At 64.4% G+C, this 17,418-nt stretch carries 14 protein-coding genes and 1 pseudogene; 6 read left to right on the forward strand and 9 right to left on the reverse strand.

Annotation, left to right across the window (positions count from 1 at the left end):
* Positions 1 to 29: 29 nt before the first annotated feature.
* The 3 genes and pseudogenes from HAP54_RS10860 to HAP54_RS10870 all read right to left on the reverse strand — a co-directional run bounded on the left by HAP54_RS10860 (position 30) and on the right by HAP54_RS10870 (position 3,748).
* The gene (locus HAP54_RS10860) at positions 30 to 710 is read right to left on the reverse strand and encodes a response regulator (protein ID WP_092121932.1); all 681 of its coding nucleotides are present in this window, start codon (positions 708 to 710) and stop codon (positions 30 to 32) included.
* A gap of 138 nt (positions 711 to 848) precedes the next feature.
* Positions 849 to 2,000 carry a c-type cytochrome gene (locus HAP54_RS10865; protein WP_248114245.1) on the reverse strand — a complete coding sequence of 384 codons (1,152 nt, stop codon included), beginning with the start codon at positions 1,998 to 2,000 and terminating at the stop codon, positions 849 to 851.
* 79 nt (positions 2,001 to 2,079) lie between these two features.
* Positions 2,080 to 3,748, reverse strand: a pseudogene (locus HAP54_RS10870) (PQQ-dependent dehydrogenase, methanol/ethanol family).
* A gap of 452 nt (positions 3,749 to 4,200) precedes the next feature.
* Here HAP54_RS10870 and HAP54_RS10880 point away from each other — a divergent pair.
* The 4 genes from HAP54_RS10880 to HAP54_RS10895 all read left to right on the forward strand — a co-directional run bounded on the left by HAP54_RS10880 (position 4,201) and on the right by HAP54_RS10895 (position 9,295).
* Positions 4,201 to 4,686 carry a (2Fe-2S)-binding protein gene (locus HAP54_RS10880; protein WP_024583646.1) on the forward strand — a complete coding sequence of 162 codons (486 nt, stop codon included), beginning with the start codon at positions 4,201 to 4,203 and terminating at the stop codon, positions 4,684 to 4,686.
* Between the two features lie 91 nt (positions 4,687 to 4,777).
* Positions 4,778 to 7,117, forward strand: a complete 2,340-nt coding sequence (locus HAP54_RS10885; RefSeq protein ID WP_166299896.1) for a xanthine dehydrogenase family protein molybdopterin-binding subunit — start codon at positions 4,778 to 4,780, stop codon at positions 7,115 to 7,117.
* A 13-nt stretch (positions 7,118 to 7,130) separates the two neighbouring features.
* Entirely contained in the window at positions 7,131 to 7,931 is an 801-nt protein-coding gene (locus HAP54_RS10890) for an FAD binding domain-containing protein (RefSeq protein WP_166299898.1), read from the forward strand.
* 251 nt (positions 7,932 to 8,182) lie between these two features.
* Positions 8,183 to 9,295 carry a CaiB/BaiF CoA transferase family protein gene (locus HAP54_RS10895; RefSeq protein WP_166299900.1) on the forward strand — a complete coding sequence of 371 codons (1,113 nt, stop codon included), beginning with the start codon at positions 8,183 to 8,185 and terminating at the stop codon, positions 9,293 to 9,295.
* A 195-nt stretch (positions 9,296 to 9,490) separates the two neighbouring features.
* On the opposite strand, the gene hppD is transcribed toward HAP54_RS10895, so the two are convergent.
* Complete coding sequence (gene hppD, locus HAP54_RS10900; RefSeq protein ID WP_166299902.1) at positions 9,491 to 10,609, reverse strand: 4-hydroxyphenylpyruvate dioxygenase; 1,119 nt, start codon at positions 10,607 to 10,609, stop codon at positions 9,491 to 9,493.
* A 123-nt stretch (positions 10,610 to 10,732) separates the two neighbouring features.
* Here hppD and HAP54_RS10905 point away from each other — a divergent pair, with 123 nt between their 5' ends.
* Positions 10,733 to 11,209 (forward strand): Lrp/AsnC family transcriptional regulator, encoded by a 477-nt coding sequence (locus tag HAP54_RS10905; protein ID WP_166213366.1) that lies wholly within the window; start codon positions 10,733 to 10,735, stop codon positions 11,207 to 11,209.
* Positions 11,210 to 11,293: 84 nt separating this feature from the next.
* Positions 11,294 to 11,605 carry a DUF1272 domain-containing protein gene (locus HAP54_RS10910; RefSeq protein ID WP_166299904.1) on the forward strand — a complete coding sequence of 104 codons (312 nt, stop codon included), beginning with the start codon at positions 11,294 to 11,296 and terminating at the stop codon, positions 11,603 to 11,605.
* 160 nt (positions 11,606 to 11,765) lie between these two features.
* Here the strand turns inward: HAP54_RS10910 and fahA are convergent, their stop codons facing one another.
* From fahA to HAP54_RS10935, 5 genes are all read right to left on the reverse strand, one after another.
* A complete protein-coding gene (fahA, locus tag HAP54_RS10915) occupies positions 11,766 to 13,037 on the reverse strand; it encodes a fumarylacetoacetase (RefSeq protein WP_166299906.1) in 1,272 nt (423 codons plus the stop codon).
* Between the two features lie 173 nt (positions 13,038 to 13,210).
* Positions 13,211 to 14,557, reverse strand: a complete 1,347-nt coding sequence (hmgA, locus tag HAP54_RS10920; RefSeq protein WP_166299908.1) for a homogentisate 1,2-dioxygenase — start codon at positions 14,555 to 14,557, stop codon at positions 13,211 to 13,213.
* Positions 14,558 to 14,559: 2 nt separating this feature from the next.
* Positions 14,560 to 15,516 carry an MBL fold metallo-hydrolase gene (locus HAP54_RS10925; RefSeq protein ID WP_166299910.1) on the reverse strand — a complete coding sequence of 319 codons (957 nt, stop codon included), beginning with the start codon at positions 15,514 to 15,516 and terminating at the stop codon, positions 14,560 to 14,562.
* Between the two features lie 27 nt (positions 15,517 to 15,543).
* Positions 15,544 to 15,771 (reverse strand): DUF2783 domain-containing protein, encoded by a 228-nt coding sequence (locus HAP54_RS10930; protein ID WP_166299912.1) that lies wholly within the window; start codon positions 15,769 to 15,771, stop codon positions 15,544 to 15,546.
* A 9-nt stretch (positions 15,772 to 15,780) separates the two neighbouring features.
* Complete coding sequence (locus tag HAP54_RS10935; protein ID WP_166299914.1) at positions 15,781 to 17,409, reverse strand: FAD-dependent oxidoreductase; 1,629 nt, start codon at positions 17,407 to 17,409, stop codon at positions 15,781 to 15,783.
* Positions 17,410 to 17,418: the final 9 nt, after the last annotated feature.

Raw genomic sequence — 17,418 nt, forward strand, 5'->3', positions numbered from 1 at the left:
CAATGCGCGTGCCTCGCAGTGCAGCAAGCCTAGGGCGCCTTCTCTGCCTTCGCGCCGGCGCAGGCGTCGGGGACCGGAAGCGGGATCTTGCCGAGCTCGATGATCGCCTTGTTGCGGCTGAACAGCTTCAGCTTGCGCAAAATCTCGGTCACATGCGCCTTCACGGTGGATTCCGCGAGCTTGAGCTCGGAGGCGATCTCGCGGTTCTGCAGACCGCGGATGATCAGGTGCAGCACGCGAATTTGCTGCGGCGTCAGCTTCTGGATCCGCTCGCGCAGCGTCCGCGCCGTCTCGGATTGATCCAGTGCGCCGACCGCGACGAAATCCCGCGGCGCCGAGACCGACCCGCTCAGCACCCGCGCGATCGCCTGCGAGAGCTCGCCGAGCGAGGTCGACTTCGGCAGATAGCCGACCGCGCCCATCTCCAGGGCCTCGCGGATGGTGTGCTTGTCCTCCTCGCTCGAGACGATGGCGATCGGCAGCCGTGGATAGCGATCCCGGATCTTCTGGAAGCCGGAGAAGCCGACAACATCGGGCAACAGCAGATCGAGCAGCGCCAGATCGATATTCGGCTCGCTGGCGAGGATGCCGAGCGCCCCCTTGATCGAGGTGGCCTCATAGATCCGGGCATCCGGGTGCGAGATGCGGATGGCATTGCCAAGCGCCTCGCCAAACAGAGGGTGATCGTCGATGATCAGGAACCCCATCATGAGGACCCTCGCACTGCTAGAGCCCTTTCCGTTCCGATTGAATCGGAACGGGACTCTCGATTCTTGTTTTGACGCGTTTTCTTCACGCGAACCGGTATCCACTTCGCTCGAAAACGCTCCAATCGCCGATGGCCGCGGCTAGTTCGATCCGCCGGTATCCTGCACGCTCTGCAGATAGGCATATACGTTTCTGAGCTCGTCGTCGCTGAAGACGTCCTTCCAGGCCGGCATGCCCTTGGCTGGCCGCCCGTCATGGACCGTCTTCCAGTAGGTCGATTCCATGTCGTCAGCATAGCGCTTCTTCAGCAGCCTGAGGTCGATCTTCCGCTCGGCCTGCACCGCGTCCGGGCCATGGCAATGGGCGCAGGTGCCGTTGAAGACCTCCCGCCCCGCCGTGGCATCCCCCTTGGCGTCGCCGGCGACAGCCGCGGTCTGAACCGGTTTCTCGGCCGCGGCCGCCTGCCCGACCGTGACGGGTTCGCCCGCCCCGACAGACGACGTCGTCGCCGGGGCCGCCTCGCCGAATTTCACCGGAGCACCGTTCGGCACACCATATTTGGCAAACAGCGCGGAAATGTCCGGCTGCAGCGACGGCAGCACGCCGTCGACCTCATCGCGCAGGGCGCCGGACGCCTTGGCGAAGCCGATCGCGGTCGCCCACACGAGGCCGTCGCCCTCGGTCGCCACGATCTGATATTTGTCGCCATAGCTGGTCTTGTTGAGCCAGCCCGCCACCGGCGCCCAGATGAAGGCGATGTCGACCTTGCCCTGGTCGAGCGCCGCCATGCCCTCCTCCGGGCTCAGCACGGTGACCTTCTGGATATCGTCACGCAGCGCAAGCAGGTTCTGCGGCGTCGACTGATACTGCACCGCAACCCGCAATCCCTTGAGGTCGTCGACGCCAGCAAGCTTGCGATCTTTGGCGCCGACCAGCGCATAGCCTTCATGGGCGATCGACTTCGAGAAGATCACGGCCGGACCCATGAAATCGTCGATCAGCGGCAGGCCGACCATGGCGTCGCACTGCTTGCTGAGCAGCGTCTCCCGCACGGTGCGCTTGCCGAAATAGGACTTGTACCAATTGGTGCTCACCGTGCGGCCGAGCTTTTGCGCCACCGCCTGGCCGATCTCGAGATAGAGGCCGGGCTTGCCCGGATCGTCGCTCGAGAACGGCAGGTTGGTCGGGTCGGCGCAGAGCCGCAGCGGCGGCCTGGCCTCGTCCGCGCCGGCCGACAGGGCCGGCGCGAGCAGCGCGGTGGAGAGCAGCACGGCCCGGATCGCCCTTCCCAACTGGGCGCCGCGCGCACATCTGGGCGCTTCGTTCCGATTGATGCAGGACACGGACAATGCTGCCTCCTTGGACGATGCGTTACTGCAGGGCGAACACGAACAGCGAGCCGCCTTCGGGTGCTGCGGCAACCATCTTCTTGCCGATGTCACCGAGGAAGGCCGGCAGCGCGGCGGTACGGCCGACCACGATCGCGACATACTGCTTGCCGTCGACCGAATAGGTCACCGGACCGGCGCCGATGCCGCTGCCGAGGTTCTTGCTCCACACGACCTTGCCGTTCTTGGCATCGATGGCGCGGAAGTCACCGTGCAGATTGCCCGAGAAGACGAGATTGCCGCCGGTCGTCAGCGTGCCGCCGTTGAAGGGCAGGTCTTCCTTGATGCCCCATACCTTCTTGTTGGCGACGGGATCCCAGGCCACCAGCTCGCCGAGGAAGCCGCCGGGGCCTTCCTTGGTCGGGAATTCGGCGCCGAGATAGAACACGCCACGCTTGTAGTTCACGTCGCTGACCGACCAGTCCATGCAGACATTGTTGGTCGGGATATAGACCAGGCCAGTCTCCGGGTTGAACGACATGGGCTGCCAGTTCTTGCCGCCGATCAGGTTCGGGCAAATGTCCTTGGCGGGATGGCCGGGGCCCGGACGCTTGTCCGGATCCTCTTCCGCCCGCATCGTGTTGATGTCCCACTTCTTGGCCCAGTTGGCGAAGACATACTTCTCGGCCGAGATCACCTTGCCGGTCTCGCGGTTGGCCACGAAGAAGAAGCCGTTGCGGTCCGCCTTCATCAGAACGGGCGTTTCACTGCCCTTGATCTTCAGGTCGGCGAGCAGCAGCTCGTTGACGCCGTCATAGTCCCAGGCGTCGGCCGGCGTGCCCTGGATGTGCCACTTGATCTTGCCGGTGTTGGGATCGATCGCCAGCGTCGAGGCGGTGTAGAGGTTGGTCAGCTTGCCGAAATTGCCGTCGCCGGTGGAGCGCACCGCGGTATTCCACGGTCCCGGATTGCTGGTACCCCAGTAGACCGTGTCGGACTTGGCGTCGTAGGAGCCGACCAGCCAGGCGGCGCCGCCGCCATGCAGCCCGGTGTCGCCCTTCCAGGTGTCGCTGCCGGGTTCGCCGGGCGCCGGCACCGTGTAGGTCTGCCAGAGCAGCTTGCCGTCCTTGAGCGAGAACGCCTGCAACGAGCCGCGGACGCCGTATTCGCCGCCGCCGAATCCGGTGATCACCTTGTCGCGAACCACGAGCGGCGGCGAGGTGATGACCGAGCCCTGCTTGTAGTCGACCACCGTCGAGGTCCAGAGCTCCTTGCCGGTCTCGGCGTCGAGCGCGGTCAGCTTGCCGTCGAGCCGGCCGACGAAGATCTTGCCGTCGGCGTAGGACACGCCGCGGCTGTTGACGTCGCAGCAGGCGTATTGAAGCACGTCATCGGGAATATCGGGCTGCCAGGTCCATTTGCGCGCGCCGGTCGCGGCATCGATCGCATAGACGTATTTCGGACCCCACGAGGTCGACACGTACAGTGTCTTGCCGATCACGACCGGCGAAGACTCGTTGGATCGCAGCGAAGCCAGCGACAGCGAGTAGACCAGCTGCAGCTTGCCGGCATTCTCGGAATTGATCTGCTTCAGCGGGCTGAAGCGCGTATTGCCGTAGTCATGGCCGGCGATCGCCCATCCGTTGGGATCGGACGCCGCCTTCACGACGGAATCATTGGCTCTCGACGCACCAATTGCCTGCCATCACCATGACGACCAGCGACACACCGGCAAAGAAAATCCCGCTCCTCAGCTTCATTGGCTTCCTCCAATATGGTTTCGTTGCCGCGATGGATGCATCGCGCGCGCGGATCGCTACCCAATTTCATGAACCAGCGATCTCTGTCGCTGCGTCGGCGATGAAAATGACAGCAACGCTTTTGCGCCGTTATAGGCGGAAGGTAGTAGCAATCACGGCGACGATTTTCGGCACGTTGCGAGCACCGTCAGCCTGCCGAGAATCGCTTGCGCCGCAGCGCAATTTGATCGCGCCGGAGCACGTCGCTGCCAGCTTGCAAATTGCTCATTGAACGGCCGCCTGCTAGGATCGGAAACACAGCCCGGCGCCTTCATGACAGGGCCGCGACTACGACTTTGATCGCGGTTACGCCCCACTTGAAGCGTGATCTACTGGGCCCATAACGAAGCTATTGGGAGAAACGCGTGTCTACAGTCAAATTGACGGTAAACGGCAAGGCGGTCTCGGTCGACGTTGAGGACCGAACCCTCCTCGTGCACCTCTTGCGCGAAAACCTGAACCTCACCGGCACCCATGTCGGCTGCGATACCAGCCAGTGCGGCGCTTGCGTCGTCCATGTCGATGGACGGGCGGTTAAATCCTGCACCATGCTGGCCGGCCAGGCCGCGGGCTCCAACGTCACCACGATTGAAGGCCTCGCCAAGGGCGACGAACTGCACCCGATGCAGGCGGCGTTCCGCGACAATCACGGCCTGCAGTGCGGCTATTGCACCCCCGGCATGATCATGTCCGCGGTCGATATCGTGCACCGCCATGGTGGCAAGCTCGACGAGGAAACGGTTCGCCACGAGCTAGAAGGCAACATCTGCCGCTGCACCGGCTACCACAACATCGTCAAGGCGGTGCTCGATGCAGCCGGCCGCATGAAGGTCGCGCAGGCCGCCGAGTAGCCGGCCCACGCAGCACACACGATCAAGCTCATCACCGCCAGTCTCGATGGAAACGGCGGCAAAACGAATCTCCGGTCGGGAGGACCAGACCATGGGTGTTGAAGGAATTGGCGCACGCGTCGTGCGCAAGGAAGATCGCCGGTTCATTACCGGCCAGGGTCGTTACGTCGACGACGTCAAGATGGTGGGCATGAGCTACGCTCACTTCATCCGCAGCCCGCATGCACATGCCAAGGTCAAGGGCATCGATTCAGCCGAGGCCATGAAGATGCCCGGCGTGATCGCGGTGCTGACCGGGCAACAGATCGTCGACGACAAGGTCGGCAATCTGATCTGCGGCTGGGCAATCACCTCGAAGGACGGTTCGCCGATGAAAATGGGCGCGTGGCCAGCGATGGCGCCGGAGACCGTGCGCTTTGTCGGACAGGCGGTCGCGGTCGTGATCGCCGAGACCAAGAACCAGGCCAAGGACGCCGCCGAAGCCGTCGTCGTCAACTATGAAGAGCTTCCCGCCGCGGCCGACATCAAGGCCGCGATCAAGCCGGGCGCACCCCAACTGCATCCCGAAGCCCCCGGCAATATCATCTATGACTGGCACATCGGTGACGAAGCCGCGGTCGGCGACGCCTTCAGCAAGGCGGCCAACGTGGTGACGCTGGAGCTCACCAACAACCGCCTGGTGCCGAACGCGATGGAGCCGCGCGCGGCGGTCGCGCATTACGATCATGCCGAAGAGCACTACACGCTCTACACCACGTCCCAGAACCCGCACGTCGCCCGCCTCGTGCTGTCGGCATTCTACAACATCGCACCCGAGCACAAGCTGCGCGTGATCGCCCCCGACGTCGGCGGCGGCTTCGGCTCCAAGATCTACATCTATCCGGAAGAAATGGTGGCGCTGTGGGCCTCGAAGAAGGTCAACCGCCCGGTGAAGTGGACCGGCGACCGCTCCGAAGCCTTCCTCACCGACGCGCATGGCCGCGACCATGTCTCGAAGGCGGAAATGGCGTTCGACAAGGACAACAAGATCCTTGGCCTGCGGGTGAAGACCCATGCCAATTTCGGCGCCTATATGTCGCTGTTCTCTTCGGCGGTGCCGACCTATCTCTACGCGACGCTGCTGTCGGGCCAGTATGTGATTCCGGCGATCTACGCTGAGGTGATCGCCGTCTACACCAATACCACACCGGTCGACGCCTATCGCGGCGCAGGCCGCCCCGAGGCGAGCTTTCTGGTCGAGCGGATGATGGAGACTGCGGCGCGGCAGTTGAAGGTCGATCCGACCGAGTTGCGCAAGAAGAACTTCATCACCACGTTCCCGTATCAGACGCCCGTCATCATGGCGTATGACATCGGCGACTTCCACGCCTCGATCGATGCCGCAATGAAGGCGATCGACTATGCCGGCTTCCCGGCCCGCAAGGCCAAGGCGAAAGCCAGTGGCAAGCTGCGCGGCATCGGCGTCTCCTGCTACATCGAGGCCTGCGGCATCGCGCCGTCGAAGGCGGTCGGCAGCCTCGGCGCAGGCGTAGGATTGTGGGAGTCGGCGGAGATCCGCGTCAATCCGGTCGGCACCATCGAGGTGCTCACCGGCTCGCACAGCCACGGCCAGGGCCACGAAACGACGTTCGCGCAGCTGATTTCAGAACGCCTGGGCGTCCCGATCAGCCAGGTCTCGATCGTCCATGGCGACACCGATAAGGTGCAGTTCGGCATGGGCACCTACGGCTCGCGCTCGCTTGCGGTCGGCGGTACGGCGATCGTCAAGGCGATGGAGAAGGTCGAGGCCAAGGCCAAGAAGATCGCGGCTCATGCGCTCGAAGCTTCCGAGAGCGACATCGTGATCGAGAATGGCGAGTTCAAGGTCACCGGCACCGACAAGTCGATCGCGCTGCCGATGGTCGCGCTCGCCGCCTACACCGCGCACAATCTGCCTGACGGCATGGAGCCCGGCCTGAAGGAGACGGCGTTCTACGACCCGACCAATTTCACCTTCCCGGCCGGCGCCTATATCTGCGAGCTCGAGATCGATCCCGGCACCGGCAAGACTTCCTTCGTCAACTTCGTGGCAGCCGACGATTTCGGCCGGCTGATCAACCCGATGATTGTCGAGGGCCAGGTCCATGGCGGCCTCGCGCAGGGCATCGGCCAGGCGCTGCTCGAAGGCGCGGTCTATGACGACACCGGTCAGCTCGTGACCGCGTCGTTCATGGATTACACCATGCCGCGCGCCGACGACCTGCCGTCGTTCCAGCTCTCCCACACCACGACGCTGTGTCCGGGCAACCCGCTCGGCGTCAAGGGCTGCGGCGAAGCCGGCGCGATCGGCGCCTCGGCTGCCGTGATCAACGCGATCACGGACGCCATCGGCAACAACAAGCTGGAAATGCCGGCGACGCCCGATCGCGTCTGGCACGCCATTCACGGTTGAGGGAGGAAGAGCCATGTACGAGACAAACTATCACCGCGCTTCCTCGGTCGCCGACGCCGCGGCCACGTTCGCCAAGGGCACGGAATCAAAATTCCTTGCCGGCGGACAAACCCTGCTTCCTGTGATGAAGCAGCGTCTCGCCGCCCCTTCCGACGTGATCGACCTCTCCAAGCTGCAGGAGATGATCGGCATCGAGGTTTCGGGCGACACTGTCACCATCAAGGCCGCGACGCCGCATTACGATGTGGCGCAAAGCGACGCCGTGCAGAAGGCGATCCCGGCGCTCGCCAATCTGGCGTCGATGATCGGCGATCCCGCCGTGCGCTATCGCGGCACCATCGGCGGCTCGCTCGCCAACAACGACCCGGCGGCGGATTATCCGGCGGCGGTGCTGGCGCTCGGCGCGACGGTCAAGACCAACAAGCGGTCGATCGCGGCGGATGATTTCTTCAAGGGCCTGTTCACGACGGCGCTCGAGGATGGCGAGATCATCACCGCGGTATCGTTCCCGGTTCCGGCCAAGGCGGGCTATGCCAAGTTTCCGAACCCGGCCTCGCGCTTCGCGCTGACCGGCGTGTTCGTCGCCAAGACCAAGTCGGGCGACGTCCGCGCCACGGCAACCGGCGCGTCGCAAAGCGGCGTCATGCGGGTAGCGCCGATCGAGCAGGCGCTGAAGGCGAACTGGGCGGCCTCGGCGCTCGACAGCGTGACGATCCCGGCGAGCGGCCTGCTCGCCGACATCCACGGGTCGGCAGACTATCGCGCGAACCTGATCAAGGTGATGGGACAGCGGGCAGTGACCGCGGCCGGCTGATAGCGCTTAAACACAAGTCGAGGGGCGGCGCGCAGCGATGCGCGCCGTTCGCGTTTTACCGGCGCTCCGCTTTACCGGCGTTCCAAGGCAAAAGACGCTTGCCACATCCCGCATAAGGCGAGACAATTTAGCTAATCAGCTAATTAAAAATACCGTCCCCCATGGACGGCTGGGAGAACGCGTAAAGTTCGGCTTCGCGCCAGTCGCAACACCTCAGCCGCTTAACGCCCTACAACCAACGGAACAGCAACGTGCTCGATAAACCTGCCTCCCAGACCGCCGCTCGCGCCTCGGGCCCGCTCGCCGGCTTCCGCATCGTCGAATTCGCCGGCATCGGCCCCGGCCCGTTCGCCTGCATGCTGCTCGCCGACATGGGCGCCGAGGTGATCACGCTCGACCGGGTCGGCGCGGGCAAGAATTTGAAGGCGGTGGCCACCCGCGGCCGCAAGGTGATCGAACTCGATCTCAAGAACAAGGCCGCGATATCGGAAGTGCTCGACCTGCTCAGCCATGCCGACGCGCTGATCGAAGGCTTTCGTCCCGGCGTGATGGAGCGCCTCGGGCTCGGCCCCGATGTCGTGCTCGCGCGCAATCCCAAGCTGGTCTATGGCCGCATGACCGGCTGGGGCCAGGAGGGCCCGCTGGCGAACGCCGCCGGCCACGACATCAACTACATCTCGATAACAGGCGCGCTGGCTGCGATCGGCACCAAGGAGAAGCCGGTGCCGCCGCTCAACCTGGTCGGCGATTTCGGCGGCGGCGCGCTCTACCTCGTGGTCGGCGTGCTCGCGGCACTGCTGGAAGCGCAGAAGTCCGGCAAGGGCCAGGTGGTCGATACCGCGATGTGCGACGGCGCGGCGTCTCTGATGTCGATGTTCTACGACATGGCCGCGCAGGGCCGCTGGAGCGGCGGCCGCGACCAGAATTTCCTCGACGGCGGCGCGCATTTCTACGGCGTCTACGAATGCTCCTGCGGCAACTTCATCTCGATCGGCTCGATCGAGCCGCAGTTCTACGCGCTGCTGCGCAAGCATGCCGATCTCTCCGACGCCGACTTCGACGCCCAGATGGACCGCAAGGCCTGGCCTGCGCTGAAGGAGAAGCTGGAAAAGGTGTTCAAGAGCAAATCGCGCGCCGACTGGTGCACGATCATGGAAGGCACCGACATCTGCTTCGCGCCGATCCTGACCATGGAGGAAGCCCCGAAGCATCCGCACATGGCGGCGCGCCAGGTTTTCGTCGAGCGCCACGGCGTCACCCAGCCCGCCCCCGCGCCGCGCTTCTCGCGCACGCCGTCCGCAATCCGCGAGCCGGAATTGGCGAGCATTGGGGATGTGACGGCGGCCTGGAAGGCGGGGAAATAATCTCGCTGTCGTCCCGGACAAGCGAGCGTAGCGAGCGCGGATCCGGGACCCATAACCCCGGAACGTCGTTGTGGCGCACGACCGCTCCGCGGGACTGCCATCCGGCATACGCGATCAATTCCGCGGCATGGGTCCCGGCATGCGCCGGGACGACACCTGTTGGCTGTGCGCTAGCGTGGCACGCTAACGCTGTACCTACGCGGCGTGATCGACCTTCAGCACGCCGCGGCGGATCTGGTCTTCCTCGATCGACTCGAACAGCGCCTTGAAGTTGCCTTCGCCGAATCCGTCGTCGCCCTTGCGCTGGATGAATTCGAAGAAGATCGGCCCAATCGCGTTCGCCGAGAAGATCTGCAGCAGCACCTTGGTCTGGCCGCCTTCGACCACGCCCTCGCCGTCGATCAGGATGCCGTTGGTCTTTAGCCGCGCGAGGTCCTCGCCATGTTTCGGCAGGCGGGCGTCGATCCGCTCGAAATAGGTCTCGGGCGGCGACGGCATGAACGGCAAGCCGGACGAACGCAGCGTCTCGACCGTCGCATGGATATCGCGCGCGCCGCAGGCGATGTGCTGGATGCCCTCGCCGCGGTAGACGTTGAGATACTCCTCGATCTGCCCGGAATCGCCGGCGTCCTCGTTGATCGGAATCCGGATCTTGCCGTCCGGGCTGGTCAGTGCACGGGAGAACAGGCCCGACGCGCGGCCCTCGATGTCGAAGAAGCGGATTTGGCGGAAGTTGAACAGCTTGGCATAGAAGCCGGTCCAGACATCCATGCGGCCGCGATGGACGTTGTGGGTGAGATGATCGACATAATAGAGACCGGAGCCCGCGGGGCGCGGGTTGGCGGCCCCTAACCATTCGAACTCGGCATCATAGGCCGAGCCCTTGGCGCCGTAGCGATCGACGAAATAGAGCAGGCTGCCACCGATGCCCTTGATCGCGGGCACATCGAGCGTCTTCTCTGCGGATGAAACATCCGCCGGCTCCGCGCCGAGCGTAATCGCGCGCTCATAGGCCTGCTTCGCATCGACCACGCGGAACGCCATCGACGGCGCGCAGGGGCCGTGCGCGGCGACGAAGTTGAAGCCGTGGGTGCCCGGCTCCTCATTGACGAGATAGTTGATGTCGCCCTGGCGATAGACCGTGATCCTCTTGGTCCGGTGGCGAGCCACCGCGACAAAGCCCATCAGCTTGAACAGGGCGTGCAGCTCGCCGGGAATGGGGTGGGCATATTCGACGAACTCGAAGCCGTCGGTGCCCATCGGATTGTCGGCGCTGATCTCGGCCGGCGGCGCATCGTGCGGAAACGGACCCATGACGGTAACTCCCTGATTTGTCTGGAGATCAGTTTCCGTCATCTGCTGTGCAACGTGCGTGCAAAATGACCGTCGTTTTGCTAGGATCGCGCACGATCTGTGCATGAATTGGACATTTCACGCATGCCTGAAGTCGACGCGTTCGACCTCAAAATGCTCGCCGCGCTGCAAGATGACGGCCGGCTGACCAACCAGCAGCTCGCCGACCTGGTCGGGCTCTCAGCCTCGCAATGCTCGCGGCGCCGGATGCGGCTGGAGGAGGAGAAGGTCATCGCTGGCTACCATGCCGACCTCGCCGGCGAGGCGCTCGGCTTCGGCCTGATCGCCTTCATCCACATCACGCTCGCGACCCATTCGCCCGACAATGCCAAGCGGTTTCGCGAGCTGGTCAACCGCGTCGACGACATCCAGGAGGCCTACGCGCTGACCGGCGATGCCGACTACGTGCTCAAGGTGATGCTGCGCGACCTGAAGAGCCTGTCCGACATCGTCAACAACGTGCTGATGCCGCACCAGAGCGTCGCGCATGTGCGCTCCTCGATCGTGCTCGACCGGTTGAAGGAGAGTACGAAGCTGCCGCTCAAATCGCTACAGACGTGATGGCGCAAATCGAGGGAAATACGCCGTTCGCTTCTGTGGCGCGACTTGCGATTATTCCTTCAAAATTGAGCAAGAGAGACGATCATGGCGCTGCAGCTGCGACCGAACTGCGAATATTGCGACAAGGACTTGCCGCCGAGCGCTGTGGACGCGCGGATCTGCTCCTATGAATGCACGTTCTGTGCGGACTGTGCCGAGACCAAGCTCGGCAATGTCTGCCCGAACTGCGGCGGCGGGTTCGCGCCGCGGCCGATCCGCCCCGCCAAGCCATGGCGGCCGGGCGTCTGCACGGTGAACCAGCCGCCGTCGGACAAGCGGGTGCATCTGAAATACAGCCTCGACGATGTCGCGGCGAATACGGCACGGCTGAGGGAAATCAGGCCCGAGGAGCGGTGAGGCTGCCCTGCTCTCGGGCTCCTTCCCCCTGAAAGGGGGAAGGTGGGATGGGGGTCAGCCGCGGGCGCTGGCGTCCGTGGAGAGAGCAGATCCCCGCCCGGTTTTGCTGCGCAAACCGACCTCCCCTTTTCTAGGGGAGGTGAAGCAGCGCCCGTGCGAATTACTCCGCCGCGACGATCGTTCCTTCGACCTCGCCAAAACCGACGCGATAGCCGTCGCCCTGGCACCAGCCGCGCATCACGAGCGAATCGCCGTTTTCGAGGAACGAGCGCGTCACGCCGCTGGCAAGCTCGACCGGCTCGGTGCCGTTCCAGCTGATTTCCAAGAGGCTGCCGCGCTGGTGCTTTTCGGGGCCGGAGATCGTGCCGCTGCCTAGGAGATCGCCGACATTCATCGCGCAGCCGCTGGAGGCGTGGTGCACCAGCTGCTGCACCGACGACCAGTACATGTATTTGAAGTTGGTGCTGCAGATCGTCCTGGCTTCGTTCGTTGCGCCGGCGCGCAGCGCGACGTCGAGCTGCATGTCGTAATTGTTCGGCTGGGTCTGCTTCAGGTAAGCCAGCGGCTCCGGCTGCTGCGCCGGGCCCTGCATCCGGAACGGCTCCAGCGCCTCGCGCGTCACCACCCACGGGCTGATCGAAGTCGCAAACGCCTTGGCCTGGAACGGCCCGAGCGGCACATATTCCCACTGCTGGATGTCGCGCGCGCTCCAGTCGTTGAGGATGACGAAACCGAAGATCATCTCCTCGGCCTGCTTCTCGGTCAGCATCTCGCCCATCGGCGATGCCTGCCCGACCACCACGCCCATCTCCAGCTCGAAGTCGAGCCGCTTGCAGGCGCCGAAGCTCGGCACCTCAGCGGTCGGCGGCTTCAGCTGGCCGCGAGGGCGCCGGACCTTCGTGCCACTCACCACCACCGTCGAGGCGCGGCCGTTATAGCCGATCGGCATGTGCAGCCAGTTCGGCTGCAGCGCATTGTCCTTGCCGCGGAACATGACGCCGACATTGGTGGCGTGCTCCTTCGACGAATAGAAATCGGTGTAGCCCGAGACGGCAAACGGCATGTACAGCCTGACGTCGGCCATCGGCACCAGCGCCCGCGCCCGCAACTCCCTGTTGTCGCGCAGCTCCGGATGGTCCGAGCGCAACAGCTCGCTGATCCGCGCCCGCGTCGCCGACCACACCTTTGGCCCGAGCGCCATGAAGGCGTTGAGTGAGGGTTGCGAGAACACGCCGAGCGGCCCGACATCGAGCCGGGAATCCTGCTCGAGCTCCCAGAGGTCGAGCACGAAGTCGCCGATCGCGACACCGACGCGCGGCGCAAGGCCGTCCTTCGACGAGAACACGCCGTAGGGCAGGTTCTGGATCGGGAAGTCCGAGGTCGGCGCGACGTCGATGAAGGAGCGGAGTTTTGGGTCGTTGGGGTGGGGCATCGCTTGGGCTCGTCCTTTCTTCCTTCTCCCCTTGTGGGAGAGGGGGGCTCGAATGAGCGCAGCGAATTCGAGACGGGTGAGGGGTCTGTCTCCGCGGATACAAACCCCTCATCCGGCGCAATCTCCCTCCGGTCGATTTCGCCACCTTCTCCCACAAGGGGAGAGGGCAAGCATCACGGCTTGTTCGGGTCGAACTTCTTCTCCAACCCCTTCCAGCAATCCGAGTAATCATCCTGCAGCGTCGACGACGTCGCGGCGTGCTGCGTCACGCGCTGCGGGAAGCGGGTTTCGAACATGAAGGCCATCGTGCCGGTCAGCTTCACCGGCTTCAACTCGCCGTTGCTGGCGTGCTCAAACGCTTCGCGGTCGGGCCCGTGCGGCAGCATCATGTTGTGCAGCGAGATGCCGCCGGGCACGAAGCCTTGCGGCTTGGCATCGTAGACACCGTAGATCAGGCCCATGAACTCGGACATGATGTTCATGTGGTACCACGGCGGGCGGAAGGTGTTGTCGGCCACCATCCAGCGCTCCGGGAAGATCACGAAGTCGATATTCGCGGTGCCCGCAGTCTCCGACGGCGAGGTCAGCACCGTGAAGATCGAGGGATCGGGATGATCGAACGCGATCGCGCCGACCGGCGAGAAGGTGCGCAGATCGTATTTGTAGGGCGCGTAATTGCCGTGCCAGGCGACCACGTCGATCGGCGAATGCGGCAGCGTGGTCTTGAACAGCGCGCCGCCCCATTTCACGTAGAGTTCGGTCGGCGTGTCCTTGTCCTCGTAGCTCGCGACCGGCGTCAGGAAGTCGCGCGAATTGGCCAGGCAGTTGGCGCCGATCGGGCCGCGCTCCGGCAGCGTGAACGCGCCGCCGTAATTTTCGCAGAGATAGCCGCGCGCCGGGCCATTGGGAATCTCGACGCGGAATTTGACGCCGCGCGGGATCACCACGATCTCGCCCGGCTCGGCATCGATGCGGCCGAATTCGGTGACGAGGCGCAGATTACCCTGCTGCAGCACGAACATCATCTCGCCATCGGCATTGTAGAAATGCTGATCGACCATCGATTTGGTGATGAGGTAGATGTGCGCCGCCATGCCGGCCTGGGTGTTGGCATCGCCTGCCGTGGTCATGGTCTGCACGCCTTGCAGGAAGGTCATGTCCTGCTTCGGGATCGGCGCCGGATCCCAACGCAGTTGCGCGATCGGCATGTCGTATTCGTGGCACGGCGCGGTGCGCCACAGCCCGGCGTCGGCCTTGGCGAAGCGGCCGGAATGCCGCACCGACGGCCGGATGCGATAGAGCCATGAGCGCTCATTGGTGCCGCGTGGCGCCGTGAACGGCGAGCCCGAGAGCTGCTCGGCATAGAGCCCGTAGGCGCAGCGCTGCGGCGAGTTGCGCCCCATCGGCAGCGCGCCGGGCAATGCCTCGGTCTCAAAACTGTTGCCGAAGCCGGACATGTAGCCCGGCGTCACTTGCCCCGAGCTGCGAACGATCCGATCAGGCGAGGTATTGATGTTCATTTCTATCCTCCTCCTTGCAGGGCGGCCCACATTTCCTGGTCGCGTTTGTCGGTCCAGATCACGGGATCGTCGATCCCGGACGCCTCGTCATAGGCACGCGAAACGTTGAACGGCAGGCAGTGCTCGTAGATCGCAAACTTCGAGAACTTCGGATCCATCACCTCGCGCGTCGCCGCCATCGATTCCTTCAGCGTGCGGCCCTTGGCGACGGACGATTCGGCAGCGCCATACAGCGTGGTGACGAAATCGCGGGTCATCGCAATCGCATCGCGCCCGGTCTCCAGGCCCTTCAGCGCATCGCCGCGGCCCGGCGCGATTGCCTTCGGATTGAAGGCGCGGATCTCGTTCAAGGTCATTGGCCATTCGCGCAGATGCGCATCGCCGCAGTAGCAGGCCGAGTGATATTCGATCAGGTCGCCGGAGAACATCACCTCGGCGTCCGGCACCCAGGCGACGATGTCGCCCGAGGTGTGGCCGGCGCCGAGCTGCATCAGCCGCACCTCGCGCTTGCCGAGATAGATCGACATCTCGCCTTCGAAGGTCAGCGTCGGCCAGGTCAGGCCGGGAATGCTCGCGGCATCCTGGAACAGGCGCGGGAAGCGGCCGTATTCGGAATCCCAATCCTGCTGGCCGCGCTCCTGGATCAGCCGGTAGGTCTCCTGCGAGGCCACGATGCCCTGCGCCTTGTAGGCCGAAGCGCCGAGCACACGCACCGCGTGATAATGCGACAGCACGACATATTTGATCGGCTTGTCGGTAACGGTCTTGACCCGCTCGATCACCTTGTTCGCCATCGCCGGCGTTGCCTGCGCGTCGAACACCAGGCAGCCGTCCTCGCCAACAATGACGGCGGTGTTGGGATCGCCCTCGGCGGTGAAAGCGTAGAGATCGGTGCCGATCTCCGAGAAGGTGACCTTCTTTTCCGCGAGATCCGTGGTCGATGCAAAACCTTTGGCCATCAGTTCAATCCTGTCCGTTTGATCAGTCTATTGTTGTTGCTGTTGTTGCTGCTGGCTCGCGTCCAGCATCCGCCGCTTCGCCAGCGCGATCGCATCATGCAGCACGTCGAGATCGCCGATATGGTTGGCGAGCACCAGAACCAGCGCGGCATCGAGATCGGCGCTCTGCGCCTCGGAGAGGCCGCGATGCGCCTCGACGATGGCGCGGAAGGCGTCATCGGGCTTTGCGAAATTCGAACTGGTCGACAGCGCCATGACCGCTCCTCAGTTCAGGCCGGCGGCGCGCGCCAGCGCCGCATCGAGCGACGGCCGCTCAGCGTTGCGGAAGCGCGCCGCGACGTAGCCGTCCGGCCGCAGCAGATAGGCGGTGCCGGACTCGGCATCGTAGCGCTTGCCGGCGAGGCCCTGCGTGTCGACAAGGCCGCCCTCACCGCCGATCCGGATGCTGCCGACGCCATCAGGGACATCGGCAGCCGCGCCATTGCCAAACTCCAGCAGCGTGAAACGCGTTCCCTGCCTGATGAAAACGTCGGTCAAATAGGTGGAACCGCCACTCTGCTCGGTCACCGGCGCATCCAGCATCGAGGCGCCCGGCCGCGGACCGCCGCGCCAGTCGTCGCGATCGCCGCTCGACAGCGGCGTGTCATAGACCGACGGCACCGAGAGCCGGCCGCCATTGACCATGCGCTTGCCGAACTCGGTATCCTCTGCGAGCGACAGCACCGCCTGGCGCAGCCGCGCCTCCTGTTTCGTCGCCGGCGCCATGAAATCGGTCGAGCGGGTCGACTCGCGGATGTTCTCGTCCGCCGCCGCGCTGCGCTCGATATGATAGCTCTCCAGCAGGCCTTCCGGCGAGAGCCGGCGCAGCACGCGGTCGAGCTTCCACGCCAGGTTCTCGGCATCCTCGAGCCCGGAATTGGCGCCGCGCGCGCCGAACGGCGAGACCTGATGTGCGGAATCGCCGGCGAAGATCACCCGCCCGTGGATGAATTTTGCCATCCGACGGCACTGGAACTTGTAGAGCGAGATCCATTCGAACTCGAACTTGTCATGCCCGAGCATGCGCTCGATCCGCGGCCGGACATTCTCCGGCTGCTTCTCGGCCACCGGATCGGCATCCGGATTGAGCTGGAGATCGATCCGCCAGATGTCGTCGGGCTGCTTGTGCAGCAGCGCCGAACGTCCGGCATGGAACGGCGGATCGAACCAGAACCAGCGCTCGGTCGGGAACGCCGCGGTCATCTTGACGTCGGCGATCAGGAACTGGTCCTCGAACACCTGCCCCGTAAAGTCCGCACCGACCATCTGGCGCAGCGAGGAACGGGCGCCGTCGCAGGCGACGACGAAAGAGGCATGAACCTGGTACGAGCCTTCAGGAGTGGCGATGGTCAGCGCGACGCCATCATTGCGGCTCTCCAGCGCGATCACCTTGTTGCGCCAGCGCAGATCGATCCCGGGCAGCTGCTCGACCCGGTCGACCAGATAGGCCTCGGCGTAGAACTGCTGCAGGTTGATGAAGGCGGGCCGCTTGTGGCCCTCTTCGGGAAGCAGGTTGAATTGATAAAGCTGCGAGGCGCCGTGAAAGATCTTGCCGACGCTCCACACCACGCCCTTCTCGACCATGCGGTCGCCGACGCCGAGGCGGTCCCAGAACTCCAGCGAGCGTTTCGAGAAGCAGATCGCGCGCGAGCCTTCGCCGATCCGGTCGGCATCGTCGAGCAGCACCACGCGCTGGCCGCGCTGCGCGAGGTCAATCGCGAGCGACAGCCCCACCGGTCCGGCACCGACCACGACGACGGGATGCTCTGCGATGTTGGCGCCCGACCGCTCCTGGTCGGGCTGGCGGCGATAGCCGAACTGGGTTTTGGCCTGTGCCGTATTGGCGTTTGCCATTGTATGACC

The sequence above is a fragment of the Bradyrhizobium sp. 2S1 genome (assembly GCF_011516625.5).
Classification (GTDB): domain Bacteria; phylum Pseudomonadota; class Alphaproteobacteria; order Rhizobiales; family Xanthobacteraceae; genus Bradyrhizobium; species Bradyrhizobium septentrionale.

Excerpts from the sequence above, each read along its gene's own strand:
- hmgA (WP_166299908.1), bottom strand. The coding sequence starts at position 14,557 with ATGAACATCAATACCTCGCCTGATCGGATCGTTCGCAGCTCGGGGCAA.
- hppD (WP_166299902.1), bottom strand. The coding sequence starts at position 10,609 with ATGGGTCCGTTTCCGCACGATGCGCCGCCGGCCGAGATCAGCGCCGAC.
- HAP54_RS10930 (WP_166299912.1), bottom strand. The coding sequence starts at position 15,771 with ATGGCGCTGTCGACCAGTTCGAATTTCGCAAAGCCCGATGACGCCTTC.
- HAP54_RS10885 (WP_166299896.1), top strand. The coding sequence starts at position 4,778 with ATGGGTGTTGAAGGAATTGGCGCACGCGTCGTGCGCAAGGAAGATCGC.
- HAP54_RS10925 (WP_166299910.1), bottom strand. The coding sequence starts at position 15,516 with ATGGCCAAAGGTTTTGCATCGACCACGGATCTCGCGGAAAAGAAGGTC.
- fahA (WP_166299906.1), bottom strand. The coding sequence starts at position 13,037 with ATGCCCCACCCCAACGACCCAAAACTCCGCTCCTTCATCGACGTCGCG.
- HAP54_RS10890 (WP_166299898.1), top strand. The coding sequence starts at position 7,131 with ATGTACGAGACAAACTATCACCGCGCTTCCTCGGTCGCCGACGCCGCG.
- HAP54_RS10935 (WP_166299914.1), bottom strand. The coding sequence starts at position 17,409 with ATGGCAAACGCCAATACGGCACAGGCCAAAACCCAGTTCGGCTATCGC.
- HAP54_RS10910 (WP_166299904.1), top strand. The coding sequence starts at position 11,294 with ATGGCGCTGCAGCTGCGACCGAACTGCGAATATTGCGACAAGGACTTG.
- HAP54_RS10905 (WP_166213366.1), top strand. The coding sequence starts at position 10,733 with ATGCCTGAAGTCGACGCGTTCGACCTCAAAATGCTCGCCGCGCTGCAA.
- HAP54_RS10860 (WP_092121932.1), bottom strand. The coding sequence starts at position 710 with ATGATGGGGTTCCTGATCATCGACGATCACCCTCTGTTTGGCGAGGCG.